Annotated in this window: 20 protein-coding genes and 1 pseudogene; 14 read left to right on the forward strand and 7 right to left on the reverse strand. The window is 65.7% G+C overall.

Translation table 11 applies throughout. The annotated features are described in order from the left end of the window. Position 1 precedes the first annotated feature (1 nt). The 9 genes from rplB (at position 2) to glmS (ending at position 7400) form a co-directional block, all read left to right on the forward strand. Positions 2–835: a 50S ribosomal protein L2 gene (gene rplB, locus MHY23_RS04175; RefSeq protein WP_181889794.1), complete on the forward strand. Its 834-nt coding sequence runs from the start codon at positions 2–4 to the stop codon at positions 833–835. Between the two features lie 16 nt (positions 836–851). Next, positions 852–1127, forward strand: coding sequence for a 30S ribosomal protein S19 (rpsS, locus tag MHY23_RS04180; RefSeq protein ID WP_018017481.1), 276 nt, complete (start codon positions 852–854; stop codon positions 1125–1127). A 3-nt stretch (positions 1128–1130) separates the two neighbouring features. After that, positions 1131–1490 (forward strand): 50S ribosomal protein L22, encoded by a 360-nt coding sequence (rplV, locus tag MHY23_RS04185; protein WP_070475001.1) that lies wholly within the window; start codon positions 1131–1133, stop codon positions 1488–1490. After that, a complete protein-coding gene (gene rpsC / locus MHY23_RS04190; protein WP_181889795.1) occupies positions 1490–2233 on the forward strand; it encodes a 30S ribosomal protein S3 in 744 nt (247 codons plus the stop codon). The genes rplV and rpsC overlap by 1 nt, the downstream gene beginning before the upstream one ends. A gap of 3 nt (positions 2234–2236) precedes the next feature. Then, on the forward strand, positions 2237–2653 hold the full coding sequence (gene rplP / locus MHY23_RS04195) for a 50S ribosomal protein L16 (protein WP_181889796.1): 417 nt from the start codon (positions 2237–2239) through the stop codon (positions 2651–2653). Continuing rightward, positions 2653–2892, forward strand: coding sequence for a 50S ribosomal protein L29 (gene rpmC, locus MHY23_RS04200; protein WP_085956803.1), 240 nt, complete (start codon positions 2653–2655; stop codon positions 2890–2892). The genes rplP and rpmC overlap by 1 nt, the downstream gene beginning before the upstream one ends. A gap of 2 nt (positions 2893–2894) precedes the next feature. Beyond that, on the forward strand, positions 2895–3179 hold the full coding sequence (rpsQ, locus tag MHY23_RS04205) for a 30S ribosomal protein S17 (RefSeq protein WP_181889797.1): 285 nt from the start codon (positions 2895–2897) through the stop codon (positions 3177–3179). 155 nt (positions 3180–3334) lie between these two features. Continuing rightward, positions 3335–5431, forward strand: coding sequence for a PhoX family phosphatase (locus MHY23_RS04210; protein WP_239306541.1), 2097 nt, complete (start codon positions 3335–3337; stop codon positions 5429–5431). Positions 5432–5534: 103 nt separating this feature from the next. Further along, positions 5535–7400, forward strand: coding sequence for a glutamine--fructose-6-phosphate transaminase (isomerizing) (gene glmS / locus MHY23_RS04215; protein WP_181889800.1), 1866 nt, complete (start codon positions 5535–5537; stop codon positions 7398–7400). 213 nt (positions 7401–7613) lie between these two features. Here the strand turns inward: glmS and MHY23_RS04220 are convergent, their stop codons facing one another. The 3 genes from MHY23_RS04220 to MHY23_RS04230 form a co-directional block, all read right to left on the reverse strand. After that, positions 7614–8213, reverse strand: coding sequence for a Fic family protein (locus tag MHY23_RS04220; protein ID WP_239306542.1), 600 nt, complete (start codon positions 8211–8213; stop codon positions 7614–7616). Between the two features lie 101 nt (positions 8214–8314). Beyond that, a complete protein-coding gene (locus MHY23_RS04225; protein WP_181889801.1) occupies positions 8315–8536 on the reverse strand; it encodes an antitoxin VbhA family protein in 222 nt (73 codons plus the stop codon). Positions 8537–8785: 249 nt separating this feature from the next. Further along, positions 8786–9652: a carbohydrate kinase gene (locus tag MHY23_RS04230; protein ID WP_239306543.1), complete on the reverse strand. Its 867-nt coding sequence runs from the start codon at positions 9650–9652 to the stop codon at positions 8786–8788. 18 nt (positions 9653–9670) lie between these two features. On the opposite strand from MHY23_RS04230, the gene MHY23_RS04235 reads away from it, so the two are divergent. Continuing rightward, positions 9671–10939 carry a glycoside hydrolase family 32 protein gene (locus tag MHY23_RS04235; protein WP_239306544.1) on the forward strand — a complete coding sequence of 423 codons (1269 nt, stop codon included), beginning with the start codon at positions 9671–9673 and terminating at the stop codon, positions 10937–10939. Between the two features lie 12 nt (positions 10940–10951). Then, complete coding sequence (locus MHY23_RS04240; RefSeq protein WP_239306545.1) at positions 10952–12952, forward strand: sucrose-specific PTS transporter subunit IIBC; 2001 nt, start codon at positions 10952–10954, stop codon at positions 12950–12952. Here the strand turns inward: MHY23_RS04240 and thiD are convergent. The 4 genes and pseudogenes from thiD to MHY23_RS04260 all read right to left on the reverse strand — a co-directional run. Continuing rightward, a pseudogene (gene thiD, locus MHY23_RS04245) lies at positions 12940–13749 on the reverse strand (bifunctional hydroxymethylpyrimidine kinase/phosphomethylpyrimidine kinase); the annotation flags it as partial. The gene MHY23_RS04240 and the pseudogene thiD sit on opposite strands and share 13 nt — an antisense overlap. Positions 13750–13771: 22 nt before the next feature. Next, entirely contained in the window at positions 13772–15364 is a 1593-nt protein-coding gene (locus tag MHY23_RS04250) for a GTPase (RefSeq protein ID WP_239306546.1), read from the reverse strand. Beyond that, positions 15357–17201, reverse strand: a complete 1845-nt coding sequence (locus MHY23_RS04255) for a GTPase domain-containing protein (protein ID WP_239306547.1) — start codon at positions 17199–17201, stop codon at positions 15357–15359. The genes MHY23_RS04250 and MHY23_RS04255 overlap by 8 nt, the downstream gene beginning before the upstream one ends. A gap of 28 nt (positions 17202–17229) precedes the next feature. Further along, positions 17230–18021, reverse strand: a complete 792-nt coding sequence (locus tag MHY23_RS04260; RefSeq protein ID WP_181889808.1) for a formate/nitrite transporter family protein — start codon at positions 18019–18021, stop codon at positions 17230–17232. Positions 18022–18392: 371 nt separating this feature from the next. Between MHY23_RS04260 and rplN the strand changes: the two genes are divergently transcribed. From rplN to rplE, 3 genes are read left to right on the forward strand one after another with little or no spacing between them, the layout of a single operon-like run. After that, positions 18393–18761 carry a 50S ribosomal protein L14 gene (gene rplN / locus MHY23_RS04265; protein ID WP_038609661.1) on the forward strand — a complete coding sequence of 123 codons (369 nt, stop codon included), beginning with the start codon at positions 18393–18395 and terminating at the stop codon, positions 18759–18761. 3 nt (positions 18762–18764) lie between these two features. Continuing rightward, positions 18765–19079, forward strand: coding sequence for a 50S ribosomal protein L24 (gene rplX / locus MHY23_RS04270; RefSeq protein ID WP_181889810.1), 315 nt, complete (start codon positions 18765–18767; stop codon positions 19077–19079). Beyond that, a complete protein-coding gene (rplE, locus tag MHY23_RS04275) occupies positions 19079–19666 on the forward strand; it encodes a 50S ribosomal protein L5 (RefSeq protein ID WP_070474983.1) in 588 nt (195 codons plus the stop codon). Before rplX ends, rplE begins: the two co-directional genes overlap by 1 nt. Positions 19667–19755: the final 89 nt, after the last annotated feature.

Below are 19755 nucleotides of genomic sequence, written 5' to 3' on the forward strand. Positions count from 1 at the left end.
TATGGCTATTCGCAAGTACAAGCCGACAACTCCGGGTCGCCGTGCCAGCTCCGTTTCCGCGTTCGAGGAGATCACTCGCTCGACCCCGGAAAAGTCGCTGCTGCGCCCGCTCCCGAAGAAGGGTGGCCGTAACTCTCACGGCCACATCACCACCCGTCACCGCGGCGGCGGCCACAAGCGCCGTTACCGCGTGATCGACTTCCGCCGCTCCGACAAGGACGGCGTGCTGGCAAAGGTCGCTCACATCGAGTACGACCCGAACCGCACCGCAAACATTGCGCTGCTGCACTACTACGACGGCGAGAAGCGCTACATCATCGCGCCGAAGGGCCTGACCCAGGGCACCGTCGTCGAGGCTGGTCCGAACGCCGACATCAAGGTCGGCAACAACCTGCCGCTGCGCAACATCCCGACCGGTACGACCATCCACGCTGTGGAGCTCAAGCCGGGTGCTGGTGCCAAGCTCGCCCGCTCCGCCGGTGCGTCCATCCAGCTGCTGGGTAAGGAAGGCAACTACGCAGTCCTGCGTATGCCGTCTTCCGAGATCCGTCGCGTGGACATCCGCTGCCGCGCCACCATCGGTGAGGTCGGCAACGCCGACCAGATCAACATCCGCTGGGGCAAGGCCGGCCGCATGCGCTGGAAGGGCTGGCGCCCGACCGTGCGTGGTGTGGTCATGAACCCGGTCGACCACCCGCACGGTGGTGGCGAGGGCAAGACCTCGGGTGGCCGCCACCCGGTGTCGCCGTGGGGCCAGAAGGAAGGCCGCACCCGCAACCCGAACCGTTATTCCAACAACATGATCGTGCGGCGCCGCCGCTCGAAGAAGCGCTAAGAGGAGGTAAACAGACATGCCACGTAGCCTGAAGAAAGGCCCGTTCGTCGACGAGCACCTCCTCAACAAGGTGGACGCTCAGAACGAGGCTGGCACCAAGCAGGTCATCAAGACCTGGTCGCGCCGTTCGACCATTCTCCCCGATTTCATCGGTCACACCTTCGCCGTCCACGACGGCCGCAAGCACGTGCCGGTGTTCGTCGACGAGTCCATGGTCGGCCACAAGCTCGGCGAGTTTGCACCGACCAAGACCTTCAAGGGTCACGTCAAGGAACAGAAGGGACGTCGATAAGCAATGGCTGACACCATCACCACTGCATCCGCGACGGCCAAGTTTGTCCGCGTCTCGCCGATGAAGGCCCGCCGCGTGCTGGCACTCGTCCGCGGCAAGGACGTTGCCGAGGCCCTCGCGATCCTGAAGTACGCACCGCAGGGTGCTGCCAAGGACGTTGCGAAGGTTGTCGCCTCCGCAGCGGCCAACGCTGAGAACAACTTCGGCCTGGACCCGCGCACGCTCGTCATCTCCGAGTGCTACGCAAACGAGGGCCCGACCATGCGCCGCTACCAGCCGCGCGCCCAGGGCCGCGCCTTCCAGATCCGGAAGCGCACCTCCCACATCACCGTTGTTGTCGAGTCCAAGGAAGGGGCCAAGTAATGGGCCAGAAGATTCACCCGCACGGCCTGCGCCTGGGTATCACTTCCGACTGGAAGTCCCACTGGTACGCCGACAAGAACTACGCTGACTACGTTGCGGAGGACATCAAGGTCCGCGAGTACCTCGAGAAGAACCTCGAGCGCGCCGGCATCTCCGACATCGTCATCGAGCGCACCCGCGACCGCGTGCGTGTGGACATCCACACCGCTCGTCCGGGCATCGTCATCGGCCGCCGCGGCGCTGAGGCAGACCGCATCCGTCGCGAGCTGGAGAAGCTCACCGGCAAGATGGTCGCGCTGAACATCATCGAGGTCAAGAACATCGATGCCGACGCAACCCTGGTTGCACAGTCCATCGCTGAGCAGCTGGTAAACCGTGTCGCGTTCCGTCGCGCCATGCGTAAGGCCATCCAGTCCGCGATGCGCAACCCGCAGGTCAAGGGCATCAAGGTTATGACGTCCGGCCGTCTCGGCGGCGCGGAAATGTCCCGTGTCGAGCGCTACCACGAGGGTCGCGTTCCGCTGCACACCCTGCGTGCAGAGATCGATTACGGCACGGCAGAAGCACACACCACCTTTGGCGTCATCGGCGTCAAGGTGTGGATCTACAAGGGCGACGTCGTGGGCGGTGTCCGCGAGTCCGAGCTCAACGCTCCGAAGAACGAGCGCGGTGGCCGTGGCGACCGTCGCCCGCGCCGCGGCGGCCAGCGTCGCCAGCGTGCAGAGCAGAAGAAGGAGGGCTAATTCATGCTCATCCCTAAGCGCGTGAAGTACCGCCGTCAGCACCGTCCGCACCGCACGGGCGTGTCCAAGGGCGGCAACAAGATCACCTTCGGCGACTACGGCCTGCAGGCGCTCGAGCCGGCGTACATCACCAACCGCCAGATCGAGTCCGCACGTATCGCCATCAACCGCCACGTCAAGCGTGGTGGCAAGGTGTGGATCAACATCTTCCCGGATCGTCCGTTGACCCAGAAGCCGCTCGGCGTGCGTATGGGTTCCGGTAAGGGCCCGGTGGAGAAGTGGGTGGCCAACGTCAAGCCTGGCCGCATTCTTTTCGAAATGTCCTACCCGAACGAGGAGACTGCAATCGAGGCTCTGCGCCGCGCTGGCGCGAAGCTGCCGTGCAAGGTCCGCGTGATTAAGAAGGAGGACCAGTTCTAATGGCAACCGGTACCCCCGCATCTGAGTTCCGCGAGCTCAACGACGATGAGCTGCGCACCCGTCTGACTGAGGCGAAGGAAGAGCTGTTCAACCTGCGCTTCCAGCTCGCGACCGGCCAGCTCACCAACAACCGCCGCATCTCCACCGTGAAGCGCGACATCGCTCGCATCTACACGGTGCTGCGCGAGCGCGAGCTCGGCCTGTCCGTTGTCCCGGAGTCCACGGGAGCTGAGGCATAACCATGAGTGAGGCAAACGTGACTGAGAACACCAAGGTCAAGGCAGTGCAGAAGCGTCGTCGTGGCTACGTTGTGTCCGACAAGATGGACAAGACGATCGTCGTCGAGGTTGAGGACCGCAAGTCCCACGCCCTGTACGGCAAGATCGTGCGTACCACCACCCGCGTGAAGGCACACGACGAGGAGAACACCGCCGGTATCGGCGACCTCGTCCTCATCGAGGAGACGCGTCCGCTGTCCAAGGACAAGCACTTCCGTCTCGTCGACATCATCGAGAAGGCTCGCTAAGAGCACCTAGCTTTTCGACGTCGTACCCGTCCAACCTCGTGTTGGGCGGGTTTTTCGTGTGTTTGACAACTGTTCACCCGGATTTCGGCGCTCTTTTACTCGTGTTGAGTAACTTCTTCCAGGCCAAACTCTGTTTACGTTTCCCGGGAGAACTCATGCCTATCAAGGGTATTAACCTGCTGTTCCAGTCCAAGCGCTCGTCTTTGACCTGTACCTACAAGTGCGGCAACGCGTGTGCTGGCGATTGCACCAACGATTCCGACAACCCGTACTTCGGCGACCTGATGTCCCGCCGCGGCGTGCTGAAGGCATTCGGTGCTGGCACCGTGACCCTCGGCGGCGGCGCACTGCTCGCCGCCTGCGGCGTCGACGAGGATGTGGCGGAAACCACCGAATCCGCGACGGCCACCTCCACCAGCACCGAGGTTGCGAAGGCTGAGATCAAGCCGGCTGCTGGCATGCGTTTCGACGGCGTGCAGCCGAACGAGAAGGACGAGGTTGTCGTCCCGGCGGGCTACGACACCTCTGTGTTGATCGCCTGGGGCGACCCGGTGTACGAGGACGCGCCTGAGTTCGACCCGAACAACCAGACCGCCGCAGCTGCAGCCCGCCAGTTCGGCTTCAACAACGACTTTGCGGGTCTGATGGAGCACCCCACCGACAAGAACCGCATGGTTTACGTCTGCTCCCACGAGTACTCCACCGAGCCGCAGATGCTGCCGAACTACGATCCGGAGAACCCGACGGACGAGCAGATCAATATCGGCATTGTCAGCCACGGCCACACCGTCCTCGAGGTGTCCAAGGACCCCAAGACCGGTGAGCTCAAGCGCGAGTTCGGCCCGCTGAACCGCCGCATCACCGGGGAGACCGAGTTCAAGATCGTCGGGCCGGCTGCCGGCCACGACCTGCTCAAGACCTCCGCCGATCCGACCGGCACCACGGTCTTCGGCACCTTCAACAACTGCTCCGGCGGTGTGACCCCGTGGGGCACCTTCCTTTCTGGCGAGGAGAACATCGACCAGTACTGGGCCAACGCCGCCGCCGTCACCGGTGAGCGCCCGGCCGCGGACGTGAAGCGCTTCGGCGTGTCCGAGAACGCGTCGCAGCGCAAGTGGGAGCGCCTGCACGACCGCTTCGACCTGGCGAAGGAGCCGAACGAGTTTAACCGCTTCGGCTACCTGGTTGAGATCAACCCGTACGATCCGGAGTCCGTCCCGGTCAAGCACACCGCCCTGGGCCGTTTCAAGCACGAGGCCGGCAACGTCCACGTCACCGAGGACGGCACCGTGGTGTGCTACTCCGGCGACGACGCGCGCTTCGAGTACATCTACAAGTTCGTCTCCTCCAAGAAGGTCAAGGAGGGCGACATCGCCCACAACATGGCAATCCTCGACGAGGGCACCCTCTACGTCGCCAACCTCGAAGGTAACTCCGAGGCCGGCGAGATCACCGGCGACGGCGACCTGCCCAAGGACGGCGACTTTGACGGCACCGGCAAGTGGATCCCGCTGCTGACCGCCCATGCCGACGGCACCGCCGAGTCCCACGTGGACGGCTTCACCGGCGAAGAGGTGGCCATCTACACCCGCCTCGCCGCAGACGAGGTCGGCGCCACGAAGATGGACCGCCCGGAGGACTTCGAGGTCAACCCGGTCAACGGCAAGCTCTACGTCGCGCTGACCAACAACAGCTACCGCGGCGCCACCGGCGAGAACGCCAAGAAGAGCAAGGAAGACGTCACCGAGTACGCGCCGATCCGCGAGAACAAGAACGGCCTGGTCATGGAGATCGAGGACGACTACGCAGGCACCGAGTTCAAGTGGAACCTGCTGCTCGTCTGCGGCGACCCGAACGCCGCGTCGACCTACTTCGGCGGCTTCCCCAAGGAGCAAGTGTCCCCGATTTCCTGCCCGGACAACGTCGCGTTCGACTCCCACGGCAACCTGTGGATCTCCACCGACGGCAACGCGCTCGGCACTAACGACGGCCTGTACGCCGTCGGCCTCGAGGGTGAGAACCGCGGCCAGGTGCTCTGCTTCCTCACCGTGCCGTACGCCGCTGAGACCTGTGGCCCGATCGTCACCGACGAGCTGGTCCTGGTCAACGTCCAGCACCCAGGCGAGGAGGACGACGCCACCTTTGAAAAGCCCGCGTCCCACTGGCCCGACGGCGGCAACTCCGTTCCGCGCCCGGCCGTGGCACAGGTGTTCCGCACCGACGGCCAGAAGATCGGCATGGAGAAGGCCTAAACGCTAGATGCCGTTTGCTCGAACCCGCCGTTGTCCACACTCGTGGCCCGTGGCGGGTTTTCCACTTTCTACAGACAACTAAACTGGAGTAAAATTTTTCCCCATGTGTGGAATCGTTGGATACGTAGGCGCCGGCACCGCTGAGCGCGACGCGAAAAATGTCATTGTCGAGGGACTGCGCCGCCTCGAATACCGCGGATACGACTCCGCCGGTGTCGCGGTTGCCAACAACGGCGTCATCGAGTGCCGCAAGAAGGCCGGCAAAGTTGCAGACCTGGAAGCCGAAATCTCGGACAACCCCATTGCGGCTTCCAAGCTCGGCATCGGGCACACCCGCTGGGCAACCCATGGCGGACCGACCGACGCGAACGCCCACCCGCACGTCGTCGGCGACGGCCGCATGGCTGTGGTCCACAACGGCATCATCGAGAACTTTTCGGCGTTGAAGGCGGAGCTCGTCGATAAGGGCTACCGCTTCGTCTCCGAGACCGACACCGAGGTCGCTGGCACCCTGCTGCTGGACATCTACGACAAGGAAGCAGACGGCGACCTCACCCGCGCGATGCAGCTGACCGCGCAGCGCCTCGAAGGCGCCTTCACCCTGCTGGCGATCCACGCAGACCACCCGGACCGCATCGTCGCAGCGCGCTGGAACTCCCCGCTGGTCATCGGCGTCGGCGAGAACGAAAACTTCCTCAGCTCCGACGTCGCCGGCTTCATCGAATTCACCCGCGACGCCGTGGAGATGGACAACGGCCAGATTGTCACCCTGACCGCCGAGGGCTACGAGGTCTGCGACTTCGACGGCAACCCCGCCGAAGCCAAGCCGTTCACCGTTGAATGGGACGTCACCGCCGCGGAAAAGGGCGGCTTCAACTCCTTCATGGAAAAGGAGATCCACGACCAGCCCACCGCCGTCCGCGACACCCTCTACGGACGCTTCGACGAACAGGGCAAGCTCATCCTCGACGAGCTGCGCATCGACGAATCCGTGCTGCGCTCCATCAACAAAATCATCATCGTGGCCTGCGGCACCGCCTCCTACGCGGGCCAGGTGGCGCGCTACGCCATCGAGCACTGGTGCCGCATCCCGACGGAGGTGGAGCTCGCCCACGAGTTCCGCTACCGCGACCCGATCGTCAACGAACGCACCCTCGTGGTCGCCGTGTCCCAGTCCGGTGAAACCATGGACACGCTCATGGCCGTGCGCCACGCCCGCGAGCAGGGCGCGAAGGTGATTGCCATCTGCAACACCGTCGGCTCCTCCATCCCGCGCGAGGCAGACGCGTCGCTGTACACCTACGCCGGCCCGGAGATCGCCGTGGCGTCGACGAAGGCGTTCATCTCCCAGATCGTGGCCGCCTACCTGCTCGCCCTGTACCTGGCACAGGTGCGCGGCAACAAGTACGCCGACGAGATCCGCCAGATCGTGGACGAGCTGCAGGAAATGCCGGACAAGATCCAGCAGGTGCTGGACAACGAAGGCCAGGTCAAGCAGCTGGGCCAGGACATGTCGGACGCGAAGTCCGTGCTGTTCCTAGGCCGCCACGTCGGCTTTCCAGTCGCTCTCGAAGGCGCGCTGAAGCTCAAGGAGGTGGCATACTTGCACTCCGAGGGCTTCGCCGCTGGCGAGCTCAAGCATGGCCCGATCGCGCTCGTGGAGGAAGGCCAGCCGGTGTTCATCATCGTGCCGTCCAAGCGCTCCCGCAATAACCTGCACGCCAAGGTCGTCTCCAACATCCAGGAGGTCCGCGCCCGCGGTGCGGTGACCATCGTGATCGCGGAAGACGGCGACACGGACGTGGAGGCATACGCAGACCACATCATCCGCATCCCGCAGTCCGCCGGCCTGATGCAGCCGCTGTTGTCCACCATCCCGCTGCAGATCTTCGCCTCCTCCGTGGCGGAGGCCCGCGGCCTGAACGTGGACCAGCCGCGCAACCTGGCTAAGTCCGTGACGGTGGAGTAGGGTTTGCCGCGCTTTCCTGGCGTCGGGCTCGGGCGGTTTCGTCTGGGCCCGGCGCCGTTCTTGTGCCGGTTTCGCGGATCGTCTAGCAGCGCATAGAGGAGTGCTAGACGATCATTTGTTGGGCGCGGCGTTTGCCCAGGTGATGTTGGAAATAGTTGTCGTTAGCAGCGTGATCGTATAGCAGCGGTAGCGAGCCGCTAGACGATCCGGGCCTCAGTGGGATTCGGGAGACCACGCCGCGCCGGGGTGCGCGCGGCGGAACTCCATCATCCGGTGGAAGACCTCAGCTGCGCCTGCTCTTTGGCCCTGCGTCTCGCTGAGCGCGCCACTGCCGTCGGGGAGATCTGTCGGGGCGAACACGCCAGGGCGCAGTACTTGAGCGAGAAAAGAGGGATCGGCAGTTGCAGCGCCGACGTATCGGGCAGCGTGTGCCTGGGTGGCGTCGATACGCGTCCAGTCCACCGCCCAACCTGCAGCGCGCAGCATCTGATCGAAGAAGTACCGCTGTGTGCGGGAGTTGCCGTCGCGGAACGGGTGCACGATTGTGAGCTCGCTCCAGTGATCTGCGACGGTCCGCACCGCAGACTCGATTTCTGACGACGAAGGCGGCAACTTCGCGATGCGGCTCATGACCCGGTCAAGCTCAGTGTCGACGTACTGCGCCCGGCACATGGCCATTCCCATTGCGCCGACCTCCTCGGTGCGGATCTCGCCGGCCCACGGGTAGATGTCTTGCATCAGGTAGTGGTGGGTGCGCAGGAGTGATTCGCGGGTGAACTCGGTGAGGGGAGGGCCGAGCTCGAGCTCACCCAACCGTTGCGTAGCAAGGCTCCCAGCGATGCGTTCTAGCTGCGCGGGATCTGAAATCCCAAACAGGTTATCGGGTGCTTCCCGGCTCTGTCGGGCCACGATGCTTAGGCCACGCCGGCGATACGTCGGCGCAGTTCGTGTGCGCGTGGCGAATCGCCCAGCCCCTCGCGCTCCAAGACAAGCAATACTGCCTCGTCGGCGGAGACCTCGCTACGGAATTGCCGTCTTAGCAGCGCTTCGTCTTCGGCTGATAGGGGTTGCCCCGCCATGACCATGGAAGCGTTCACGGCGGCAACCTTTTGGTCTTCACTGCGCGGGTCGGTCATGGTGCAGCATTTTACCTGTTCAGGAGTAGAAGCGGAACCCTGCGGATCTGCTAGTTCCGCTTTGGACGGCACTAGCAGATCAACTGTCCAAGTTTTTGTTTATGCAGGTGATGTTGAAAGGCGTTGTCGGTAAGAGCGTGATCTGCTAGTTACCTGGAAGAGGGCGGGGCGGGGAACTAGCAGATCCGCGCGCCGGGGGTGAGAAGACGATGCCAGACCGGAACCCCACAGACCCGCGCAGATCCGCGCCTACGCCAGCTCGTGCAAGTACGGGGTGTCGGCGCCAGTGCGGGAAACGGTGATGGCGGCGGCGCGGGCGGCGAAGTCCAGGATCTCGCGCCACTCGCCTTCGCCCAGCGCCAAGAGTGCGGAGCGGTCGAGGCCGCGGGCGTCGAACTGGTGCACCAGCGCGGCCATGATGGTGTCGCCGGCGCCGATGGTGTCCGCGACCTCCACGGTGGGGGCCTGCACTTCGCAAACACCGAACGGTGCACGGACACGGATGCCTTCGCCGCCGAGGGTGGTCACCACGACGGGCACGTGTGAGGTGTCGCCGAGGAATTCGACTTCCTCGTCGGAAAGCTTCAACACCGTGACCGATTCCAAGAGACCGCGCAGGAACAGGCGGTGTTTCTCCGAGGAAAACGCGGGCCGTAGGTTGGGATCCAGGCACACGATCGCGCCGTTGTCGGCGCTGACTCGCGCGGCCTCTGCGTAGCGCAGCGAGCCGGGTTCCAGGGCCAGGGACAACGTGCCGAACACTGCGTAGCCGCTCTCCACCGGCACCGGTTGGGCGAGCCGGTCCGCGGTGCCGTTGACGTAGAAGGTGTAGGAGGCGGAGCCGTCGTCACGCAATGCGGTCACTGCGAGGGTGGTGGGCTCGCTGCCGCTGGGGCATTTCGAGAGGTCGACGCCTTCGTCGATGAGTGATTGCCGCAGCGCCGCGCCGTACGCGTCGGATGAGAGGCGCGACTGGAACGCCACAGGAGAGCCGAAGCGCCCGAGCGCGCGGGCCACGTTGAACGGGCCGCCGCCGAGCGCCGGGGTGAGCGGCGCGAGCGGGCCGGGGGCGGACGGCACGAGGTCGACCAGGGCTTCGCCGTACACGGTGATCATGCGTCATAGAATAAACACATGTTGTACCGGCCGAAACACCACCTCACCGCGCCTCAGGGCAGGCTCAACGACCCTAACGGGATGATGTTGCTCGGCGATGAGCTGCATGTGTTCTACCAGCACGACCCGTCCTTTCCCGCCCAGCCCAAACGCACCGGCTGGGGGCATGCCGTGACCACGTTGGGCTCAGGCGTGTGGCGGCACTTCCCGGACGCGCTCTACCCGGGCGTGTCGTACGACGAGAACGGCTGCTACTCCGGCTCTGGCGTGGTGCACGACGGCCAGATTCGCCTGTTTTACACCGGCAACGTCAAACGCGACGGAAAGCGGCTGACCAGCCAGAACATCGTGGACGTGGGCGGCATCGAGGGCCCGATGGGCGGAACCTACCGCCGCCGCGGCACCAATCCCGCGATCGATGGCCCCGCGGACGGCTACACCGCGCACTACCGCGACCCGCACGTCACCCAGGCGCCGGACGGCACGTGGCGGATGGTGCTTGGCGCCCAGCGCGAAAACGGCACCGGCGCCGCTGTGCTCTACACCTCCGACGACCTGGACAGGTGGCAATTCGCCGGCGAGATCGAGTTCGCGGGCCTGAACTACAACGTCGCCTCGGCCTACATGTGGGAGTGTCCAAACCTGCTGCGGATGCACGATCAGGCCACGGGCGAGACGCGCGACGTGTTCGTGTTTTGCCCGCAGTTTCCGGATTCGGACGAGTGCGGGTACGTCGTCGGCAAGCTTGAAGGCCTGCGGTTCGAGGTCGAGCGGGATTTCACCCCGCTGGATTACGGCTCGGAGTTCTACGCGCCGCAGCTCATCAGCGACAACGACGGCGGCGCGCTCATGCTCGGCTGGATGGGGCTGCCCGCGCGCGACGACACCCCCACCTTCCCCGCGGAGGGGTGGGTGCATCAGCTCACGCTGGTCAGGGAGCTTTCGCTTATCGACGGCCACCTGGCCACCGCCCTGCAGATCCCGGACGCCCACGACATGCTGCTCGAGCGGGTTGTACTGGGCGACCGTGCGTGGTCGGCGGACCTCGTCGCCGAGGGGGAACACGTCGGCGCCACCGTGACCTGGCAGCCGGACGGCCACGGGCGCGGAACAGTGTTCGTCGACGTGGCAGGACGCATCCGGTGGGCCGAGTGCGCCGCGGGTGAGCTGGTGCTTACTGCGGACGGCGCGGCGGTGGAGTGCACCGCGGGCGACGGGGAAGTCGCGTTTTCTTTTGCCGTCTTTGCTCCCGGTGGGGCGCAGTGGTCGGCGCTGACACCTCAATAGGAAGGAACAACCGTGCAACACAAGGACGTGGCCAGCCGAGTGCTGTCCGCCGTGGGCGGCGAGGACAACATCGTCGGCGCGGCGCACTGCGCCACGCGCCTGCGGATGGTGCTGAAGGATTCTTCGCTGGCGGACACCGCCGCGCTGGAAAACGACCCAGACCTCAAGGGCGTGTTCGAAACCGGCGGGATGTACCAGATCATTGTCGGCCCTGGCGACGTGGACAGGGTGTTTGCGGCGATGGACGGGATGACGTCGAGAAGCATTGCGGTTTCCACCGAGGAGCTGAAAAGCGTGGCGGCGAACCAGGGCAACTGGTTCACCCGCTTTATCAAGGTCTTCTCCGACATCTTCGTGCCGCTGATTCCGATCCTGGTCGGCGGCGGCCTGCTCATGGCGCTGAACAACGTGCTCACCGCAGAGGGGCTGTTCGGCGACGAATCCCTGGTGGGGATGTTCCCGCAGATCCAGGGGCTGACGGAGATCATCAACGTCCTGTCGTCCGCGCCGTTCGCCTTCCTGCCGGTGCTGGTGGGCTTCTCCGCGACGAAGCGCTTCGGCGGCAACGAGTACTTAGGCGCCGGCATGGGCATGGCGATGGTGCACCCGGCGCTGGTCAACGGCTACGACGTGGCCACGTCCATGGCGGACGGCACCATGCCGTACTGGGACCTGTTCGGCTTCCCGGTGGCGCAGGGCGGCTACCAGGGCGCGGTGCTTCCGGTGCTGGTGGTCGCGTGGATCCTTGCCACGATTGAGAAGTGGTTCCACCGCCGTCTGAAGGGCACCGCTGACTTCTTGATCACCCCGCTGGCCACGCTGTTGATCACCGGGTTCATCACGTTCATCGCGGTCGGCCCGTTCGTGCGCTGGCTGGGCGACCTGCTCATCCACGGCCTGGCCGACCTGTACGACCTCGGCGGCCCGGTTGGCGGGTTCCTGTTCGGCCTGGTGTACTCGCCGATCGTGATCACTGGCCTGCACCAGTCCTTCCCACCGATCGAGCTGGAGCTGTTCAACACGGGCGGCTCGTTTATCTTCCCCACGGCGTCCATGGCCAACATCGCGCAGGGCGCGGTGGCGCTGGCCGTGTACTTCCTGGCGCGCAACGCCAAGCTCAAGGGCCTGGCGGGATCCTCGGGCGTCTCGGCGGTCTTCGGCATCACAGAACCGGCGATCTTCGGCGTGAACCTGCGTCTGCGCTGGCCGTTCTACATCGGCATGGGCGCGGCGGCCATTGGTGCGATGCTCATTGCGCTTTTCGACGTCAAGGCCACCGCCCTCGGTGCCGCCGGCTTCATCGGAGTTGTGTCCATGCGCCCCGGCGATATGCCCACGTTCCTGGCGCTGGCAGCCGTCACGTTCGTCATCGCGTTCGCGGCCGCGTACGGTTACGGCCTCTACCTGGTGCGCAAGCAGGGAACCATCGACCCGGACGCCCCGGAGGATTCGCGGGCCGACGCGGCCGCGGCGGCGACGCTGCGCGAGGCATCGGCGGACGCGCTGCCGATCGCGGCCCCGCTCACCGGCGAGGCGCTGCCGCTTGCGGACGTCTCCGACCCGATGTTCGCCCAGGCCAAACTCGGCGAGGGCGTGGCAATCCGCCCGACGGTGGGGGAGCTGCGCTCGCCCCTCGACGGCAAAGTGGTGGTCACCTTCCCGTCCGCCCACGCTTACGCGGTGCGCGGCACCGGCTCCGACGGCAAGCCTGTGGACGTGCTGATGCACATCGGCTTCGACACCGTGAACCTCAAGGGCGAGCACTTCACCCCGCAGGTGAAGAAGGGCGATAAGGTGCGCGCGGGCGATCTGCTAGCCACCTTCGACATCGAGGGCATCGAGGCCGCTGGCTACGAGGTAACCACCCCGGTAGTGGTGTCCAACATGAAGAAGGTCGGCGAGGTCCTGCCGGGCCTGCTGCTGCCCGGCAGCGTCAGCGCCGGCGACAAGCTGTTCTCCGTGGAGCCGAAGCCGGCTGCGGCCGAGGCTCACACCCCGCCCGCCAGCCGGTAGAGGCGGTGGAAGTGGTGCACGGGGCCGTTCCCGCGGCCGACGTTGAGCTCGTCGGCGTGGGCGATGGCCTCGTGGAGCCACTCGGAGGCCCAGGTGGCCGCGGCGTTGGCGTCGGTGAGCACCATGCGCGTGGCCAACGCCGCGGAGAGCGAGCAGCCGGTGCCGTGGGTGTTTTTGGTGTCCACGCGCGGCACCTCGGCGACGTGGGCCTCACCGCCCGGGGTGACGAGCGCGTTGGAGGCGCGGTCGCCTCTGAGGTGGCCGCCTTTGACCAGCACGCTGACGCCCGCGTCGTTGGCGTAGGCGCGTCCTAGGGCCACCGCCGCCTCAAACGATTCCGGCTCGGGCTGGCCGGTGAGCACCGCCAGCTCCGGCAGGTTCGGGGTGACCACCGTGGCGTGGTCGCGGACTAGCTGGCGCAGGGCCTCCTCCGCGTCGGCAGAAAGCAGGCGGTCGCCGGAGGTGGCCACCATCACCGGGTCCACCACCACGACCGGCACCGGGTGGGCGGCGAGGTAGTCGGCCACAGTGCGGGTGGTTTCAACGTCGCCGAGCATGCCGATCTTCACGGCGTCCACTTCGACGTCGTCGAACACCGCGTCGAGCTGCGCGCGCAGAAACGACTGCGGGGGAGTGTGGATCTCTCGCACACCCTGGGTGTTTTGGGCCACCAGCGCGGTGGTCACGCACATGCCGTAGCCGCCGGCGGCCGCGATGGATTTCAGGTCGGCCTGGATGCCGGCGCCGCCGGTGGGGTCGGTGCCGGCGATGGACAAGACTCTGGGAATTCGTGCCATATTCGCCGACCGTACCGGGAAACTAGCCCGCGGCCACTGCGATGCGCTCGGCGAAGCGGGAGTAGTCCTCCCGAATAGCCAGCAGCGGCTCCACCACCGCGGTCTGGGAGACCTCGGCGACCTGTTTCTGCACCGCCGAGCGGGTGCGCCGCTTGACCCCGGAGCCAAGCATCCCGCCGAACACCGCGGAGACCAGGCCGATGACCAGGCCGGTGAGCAGCCCTGCCATGATCAGCAGCGTCGGGATTGGCCAGCCTTCCACGTCGGGCACGAGGTCGCCGCCGAGCAGGGGAGTGAGCACGCCCGGCACGAACGCGACCAGCAGGTACCACAGCACACCCACCAGGGCGGCCAGCAGCGCCAGCCACTGGATCACGGTGAGCAGCGACCAGCCCTTGGACGGCTCCGCGGGCAGCGTGGTGCGGGCCACGGCGCGGTCCAGCTCCGCGGGCAGGCCGGCGGAGACCTCCTCGGCGCGGTCGGCCACGGCGGCGGACCACTCGTGCGGCAGCCCGTCGGCGACGGCGCCCGCGTAGTCGCGCACGCCCCGGTTGGCCACGGCCTTCGACGCGGCGTCGAGCTCCGGCATTGAGCTGCGGTGCACCCCGATCTCGTCGGATGCTTCGCGCAGTCCCAGCCGGCGCAGCGGGTCGGGTTTGAAGCGGGTGATCCAGGAGGTCAGCAGCCACCCGGTGCGCTCGCGCAGCCGCTTGCGGTAAGCCGCGGCGGTGGTCTCCGCGATGCGGTCCGCGCCGGCGGCTTGCGCCAGTACGGCGTCCATGTCGCGCTTCGCATTCTTTGCGACGCCTCCGGCGCCCCTCACCCCGGCATACCCCTCGGCGACCGAGCGGATGTCCGCCTCGATGCGGGCGGTCTGCGCCGTGTGCGCCTTGGCCACCTTCGCGATCGCGGCGCGCAGGTCGTCGATGCCGTCGCCCGTCAGGGTGGAGGTGGGGACGACCTGGACGTTGGTGAGGCCGTCGTCACGCAAAAGCCCCGCGTACGAGTCCGCGACGGTGCCGACATCTCCCGCGGCGAGCAGGTCGGACTTGTTCAGCACCGCCAACGTCACGGCGGAGTGGTTGGCGTGCGGGCGGATGAACTGGTCGTGGATGACGGAATCCGCGTATTTCTCCGGGTCGGAGACCCACACCAGCACGTCCACCTGGCCGGCAAGGCGCTCCGCGATGGCGCGGTTGGACGCCTCCACCGAGTCGAAATCGGGCAGATCTAACAGGATCAGCGGGCCAGCGCCGCGGGCGAACTCGCCCTGGCGGGCGCGGCGGTCCTCCACGCCCAGCCAGTCCAGCAGCTCCTCGGAGCCGTCCGGCTCCCAGATGGCGGCCAGCGGCGAGGAGGTGGTGGGGCGGCGCGCGGCGGCCTTGCCCAGGTCCTCGCCAACAACAGCGTTGAACAGCGAGGTCTTGCCGGAGCCGGTGGCGCCGAAAAAGCCCACCACGGTGTGGTCGCCGGACAGCGCGCGGCGTTCCGCGCCGGCTTTCGCCACGCGCTCGAGGCCCTCGCGGTTGCCCGGCGAGAGGTACGGTGCGCCGATCTGCGCGGCCTGATCCAGCGCCTCCAGCCGCTCGGTCAGGCCAGCTTTCTTCCTAAACATTGCCGTCCCCCTTGCCAAAGTTGCCGCGCAGCTGGTCGAACAGCCCGCGCAGCGTGCCGCGCTCGAAGCTTTCCTCCACATCCTCCTGCTTTGCGGGAAGCTGCGGGGCCTCTTGCCTATCGACGTGCCCAAGGAGCCTCACGTCCACAGCGCGCTTCGCCTCCGCGGAAGCTTCCCGCACCTGCTCGGCGGTCGCGCCCTCGAGCAGCGGGTCCGTCAATACGTGGTAGCGGTCGCGCTCCGCGGCGAACAGCTCGCCCAGGCGCTGGTTCAAGTCCTCCCGGGCCTGGACGACCATGCGGCGCACCGTGTCCTCGCCGAATATCGTCTCAAGCAGTTTCTGGCCTACCACGGCGGATCCGCCCGCGATGGCCACCTCGCCGCCGGTAATGCCCGCCGTGGAGGCGAAGACCACCAGCATCAGCGCCACGGTGGCCACGTTCAGACCGAACGACATGAGGCGGGCGCGCTGGCGCTTGTCGCCGGCGGTGTCCTGGATGTGCTGCACCATGTCCTTTTGCCAGTCGCGCACCAGCTGCGCGGCCTTGTCGGAGATGTCCGCGCTGGCGCGGGCGAGCGCCGGATCCGCGTTCGCGCGCAGCTCCGGGGCCACCGAACCGGTGTGGGACCACGCGCGCGACGCGGCGGTCTCGGCCGCATCCACGATCACGGCGTGCAGGCCGGACTCGATCTCGGTCTCTACCTCGCGAAGCGGCGCGGGCTGGCCGGTGAAGAAGCTGCCCACCTTGTCCACGGCGCTGGAGAACCAACGCTCGAAACCGCGGAACACGTCCGAGGTGCCGACGACGTCCTGCCAACGGTCCATCACCTCGGAGCGCAGCAACTTGCCGTCGGAGGTGGCGTCGATGACATGCCGGTTCGCGGCGGTGTAGAACTCGTGGATCGACTCGTCGAGCTGGTTGGCAAAGTTTTCCTGGCGCTCGCGGCGGCCCACCAGGGCATCCACGCGGGTAAGCGCCGATTCCACCGCACCCGCGACGGTCTTGCCGGCCACATCGCGCCGGGCGGCGGTGTCGTCCGCGAGCGTGGTCAGGTACTCGCGAAGCGGTGCGACCAGCTCCTCGCCCAGGAATTCGCCGGACTGCTCGCCGCCAAGGTCCGCCACAAACGGGACGGTAAATACGGTGGCCTTGGAAAGTCCCGCGTCGTTCATCATGTGGCGCAAGTCGTCTGGCACCGTCTCCGCGGCCTTGTCGTCGAGGCGGTTGAGCACCACCACGACCTCGATGCCGCGGCCGGCGGCGTCCTTGAGGAAGTTCCACACCAGCTGGTCCGCGTAGCGCGCCGGGGTGGTGACGAAGATCCACAGGTCCGCGGCGGCGAGGAGCTGGGACGCCAGGGCCCGGTTCTGGTCGTCGATGGAGTCGAAATCGGGGGCGTCGAGAAGCGCCAAGCCCTCCGGGATGCGGGGCGTGTCCACGACACGCAGGGTGGTGGAGCGCTCGTCGCCCGCGCCGTGCGAGCGGGCCAGGCCGGGCAGCACCTGCGGGGAGTTGAACCAGTCCGCGTCGCCCGGGTTGGCCACCAGCACCGGCTGACGGGTGGTGGGGCGGATCACGCCCGGGTTAGACACCCGCTCGCGCAGCAGCGCGTTGACAATGGTGGACTTGCCGGAGCCGGTGGAGCCGCCGATGACGGCGAGCAGGGGTGCGTCGAGGTTGGCCAGGCGCGGCAGCACATAGTCGTCGAGCTGATTGACTATGGCGCGGGCTTCGGAAGCGACATCGACAGGCAGTGCCGTGTCCGCCACCGCATCGCGCACGCCGCGCACGGCCTGAAGGACATCTGGAGCCGAGTGGGAAACAGGTGTATTCACCCGTCCCATTCTGGCAGACGGCGCGGAACTAGTCCTTGTAGTCCGTCTTGGTCAGGTTGAGCCAGCCGTAGAGCCCGCCCATCATGAAGCCGCCGCCGACGAAGTTGCCCAGCCACACGACGACCCAGTTGCGGATCACGTTCCAGTTGGTGAAGCCCTCGATCACATCCGGGCCGAGCGTGAAGCCGCCCAGGCTGGTGAGGATGAAGTTCGCGATGGAGTGCTCGTAGCTCATGGTCGCAAACGACGGGATGATCAGGATGACGCCCCACAGCTTCGCGCTGTAGTCTTTGCCCGCCTGGGTTGCCAGCATGAAGGCGATGTTGACCACGACGTTGGCCAGGATTGCTTCGACAAAAAGTGTTGAACTGGACTTTTGCAGCTTGGCCACCAGCAAGTCGTGGAGGAACCCGTCCACTTCCACAAGCTGGCCCATGGTGGTGCGGGAAATCAGCCATGCGATCACCACTGCACCGATGAGATTGAAGATGGTGACGAACAGGACCAGCAACAGACCCCTGACCACAGTGTTCTTTTTGTGGATCGCGCCATAGGTCATGAACATCATGTCGCCTGTGGCGAGTTCGCCTTGCAGCACGATGATGATGTACAGCGTGGAGGCGAAGATGCCGCCGAACGCGTACTTGCCCCACCCCGGGGCGTACGTGTCCGTCAGCTGGGCAGTGGAGGCGGCGAACGCCGTCATGATCCCCAGATACACGCCCGCCAGTACTGCACGGGTGGCAAACCGGGCGGGCTCTTCGGAAAAGAGGTCAACCTTGTTCTTAATCGCCGTAGGGGCGGCTTCGTAAAAACTCACGGGATTTAACGTACAAGAGGTCATACCTTATGGCGAAACTTGGCGATACCGCCGGGAAGCCGCTGACCTGCCGTGTTGGTGCTTGTTGCGTTTCGTGTGTCTAGATTCACAGGCAGAAGTAAGACTCCCGGACAGCGACGCGAGCGGCGCAGGAAGCTGCCCGCGCGCGGATTTGGGGAATCGGCCCAGCTCGTGGTTGAATACTCCAGTTGTCTACTGCTGGTCGGGTGCAACGCGCGTTTCCGAGCTGCGCATCCGAGACCCTTCGACCACGTGGTGGTTCGTCGATAAGCAATGGGCACCGCAAACATTGACCACGTGCGTGCAGGACGGAAATCTGGCGCACATTGATCCAGGTCAGGAGACCAACTGTGATTCAGCAAGAATCGCGTCTGAAGGTCGCCGACAACACTGGTGCACGCGAGATTCTGTGCATCAACGTTCTCGGCGGTTCTGTTCGACGCTTCGCCGGCATCGGCGACACGATTGTCGCCACCGTGAAGGAAGCTGCCCCGGGCGGCAACGTCAAGGAGGGTGAGGTCGTCAAGGCTGTCATCGTCCGCGCGAAGAAGGAAACCCGTCGTCCGGACGGCTCCTACATCTCCTTCGACGAGAACGCTGCCGTCATCATCAAGAACGACACCGAGCCGCGCGGCACCCGCATCTTCGGCCCGGTCGCTCGTGAGCTGCGCGACAAGCGCTTCATGAAGATCGTGTCTCTCGCACCGGAGGTGATCTAACTTATGAAGATCAAGAAGGGCGATATGGTCCAGGTCATCGCCGGCAAGGACAAGGGCGCTCAGGGCCGCGTCATCGAGGCGTACCCGCAGCGTGACAAGGTCCTGGTTGAGGGCGTGAACCGCATCAAGAAGCACGTCGCCAACTCCTACACCGAGCGCGGCGCCGAGTCCGGCGGCATTGTCACCCAGGAAGCCCCGATCCACGTGTCCAACGTGATGATCCTGGACTCCGACGGCAAGCCGACCCGCGTCGGCTACCGCTTCGACGAGGACGGCAAGAAGATCCGCGTAGCCAAGTCGAACGGGAAGGACATCTAATGACTGAGAGCATTCAGAACTACACCCCCCGCCTGAAGACGCGTTACCAGGACGAGATCCGCACCAAGCTCAATGACGAGTTCTCTTACGACAACGTCATGCAGATCCCGGGCCTGACCAAGATCGTCGTGAACATGGGTGTCGGCGATGCCGCCCGCGACTCCAAGGTCATCAACGGCGCGCTCGAGGACCTCACCGCGATCACCGGCCAGAAGCCGCAGCTGCGTCGCGCGAAGAAGTCCATCGCTAACTTCAAGCTCCGCGAAGGCATGCCGATCGGCGCGAAGGTCACCCTCCGCGGCGACCGCATGTGGGAGTTCCTGGACCGTCTGCTGACCGTGGCTCTGCCGCGTATCCGCGACTTCCGCGGCCTGAACGACAAGCAGTTCGACGGCAATGGTAACTACACCTTCGGCCTGTCCGAGCAGACCATGTTCTACGAGATCGACATCGACAAGATCGATCGCGTCCGCGGCATGGACATCACGCTCGTCACCACTGCCACGAACGACGACGAGGGTCGCGCCCTGCTGACGCACCTCGGCTTCCCGTTCGCTGACAAGGACGGCAAGATGAAGCGCGCGTAAGCGTTCGCTCGCTTGGCTGTTTGGCTGCTTTGCGCCCCCGGTTCTTTCTGGACCGGGGGCGTTTTGCGTGTGTGGGGGGTAAACCAGAC

This window comes from Corynebacterium sp. ACRQP (genome assembly GCF_022345915.1).
GTDB classification, from domain to species: domain Bacteria; phylum Actinomycetota; class Actinomycetes; order Mycobacteriales; family Mycobacteriaceae; genus Corynebacterium; species Corynebacterium lehmanniae.

Bases quoted from the DNA above. Each gene is read 5' to 3' on its own strand.
- rplB (WP_181889794.1), top strand. From the start codon at position 2: ATGGCTATTCGCAAGTACAAGCCGACAACTCCGGGTCGCCGTGCCAGC.
- rpsS (WP_018017481.1), top strand. From the start codon at position 852: ATGCCACGTAGCCTGAAGAAAGGCCCGTTCGTCGACGAGCACCTCCTC.
- rplV (WP_070475001.1), top strand. From the start codon at position 1,131: ATGGCTGACACCATCACCACTGCATCCGCGACGGCCAAGTTTGTCCGC.
- rpsC (WP_181889795.1), top strand. From the start codon at position 1,490: ATGGGCCAGAAGATTCACCCGCACGGCCTGCGCCTGGGTATCACTTCC.
- rplP (WP_181889796.1), top strand. From the start codon at position 2,237: ATGCTCATCCCTAAGCGCGTGAAGTACCGCCGTCAGCACCGTCCGCAC.
- rpmC (WP_085956803.1), top strand. From the start codon at position 2,653: ATGGCAACCGGTACCCCCGCATCTGAGTTCCGCGAGCTCAACGACGAT.
- rpsQ (WP_181889797.1), top strand. From the start codon at position 2,895: ATGAGTGAGGCAAACGTGACTGAGAACACCAAGGTCAAGGCAGTGCAG.
- MHY23_RS04210 (WP_239306541.1), top strand. From the start codon at position 3,335: ATGCCTATCAAGGGTATTAACCTGCTGTTCCAGTCCAAGCGCTCGTCT.
- glmS (WP_181889800.1), top strand. From the start codon at position 5,535: ATGTGTGGAATCGTTGGATACGTAGGCGCCGGCACCGCTGAGCGCGAC.
- MHY23_RS04225 (WP_181889801.1), bottom strand. From the start codon at position 8,536: ATGACCGACCCGCGCAGTGAAGACCAAAAGGTTGCCGCCGTGAACGCT.
- MHY23_RS04230 (WP_239306543.1), bottom strand. From the start codon at position 9,652: ATGATCACCGTGTACGGCGAAGCCCTGGTCGACCTCGTGCCGTCCGCC.
- MHY23_RS04235 (WP_239306544.1), top strand. From the start codon at position 9,671: ATGTTGTACCGGCCGAAACACCACCTCACCGCGCCTCAGGGCAGGCTC.
- MHY23_RS04250 (WP_239306546.1), bottom strand. From the start codon at position 15,364: ATGTTTAGGAAGAAAGCTGGCCTGACCGAGCGGCTGGAGGCGCTGGAT.
- rplX (WP_181889810.1), top strand. From the start codon at position 18,765: ATGAAGATCAAGAAGGGCGATATGGTCCAGGTCATCGCCGGCAAGGAC.
- rplE (WP_070474983.1), top strand. From the start codon at position 19,079: ATGACTGAGAGCATTCAGAACTACACCCCCCGCCTGAAGACGCGTTAC.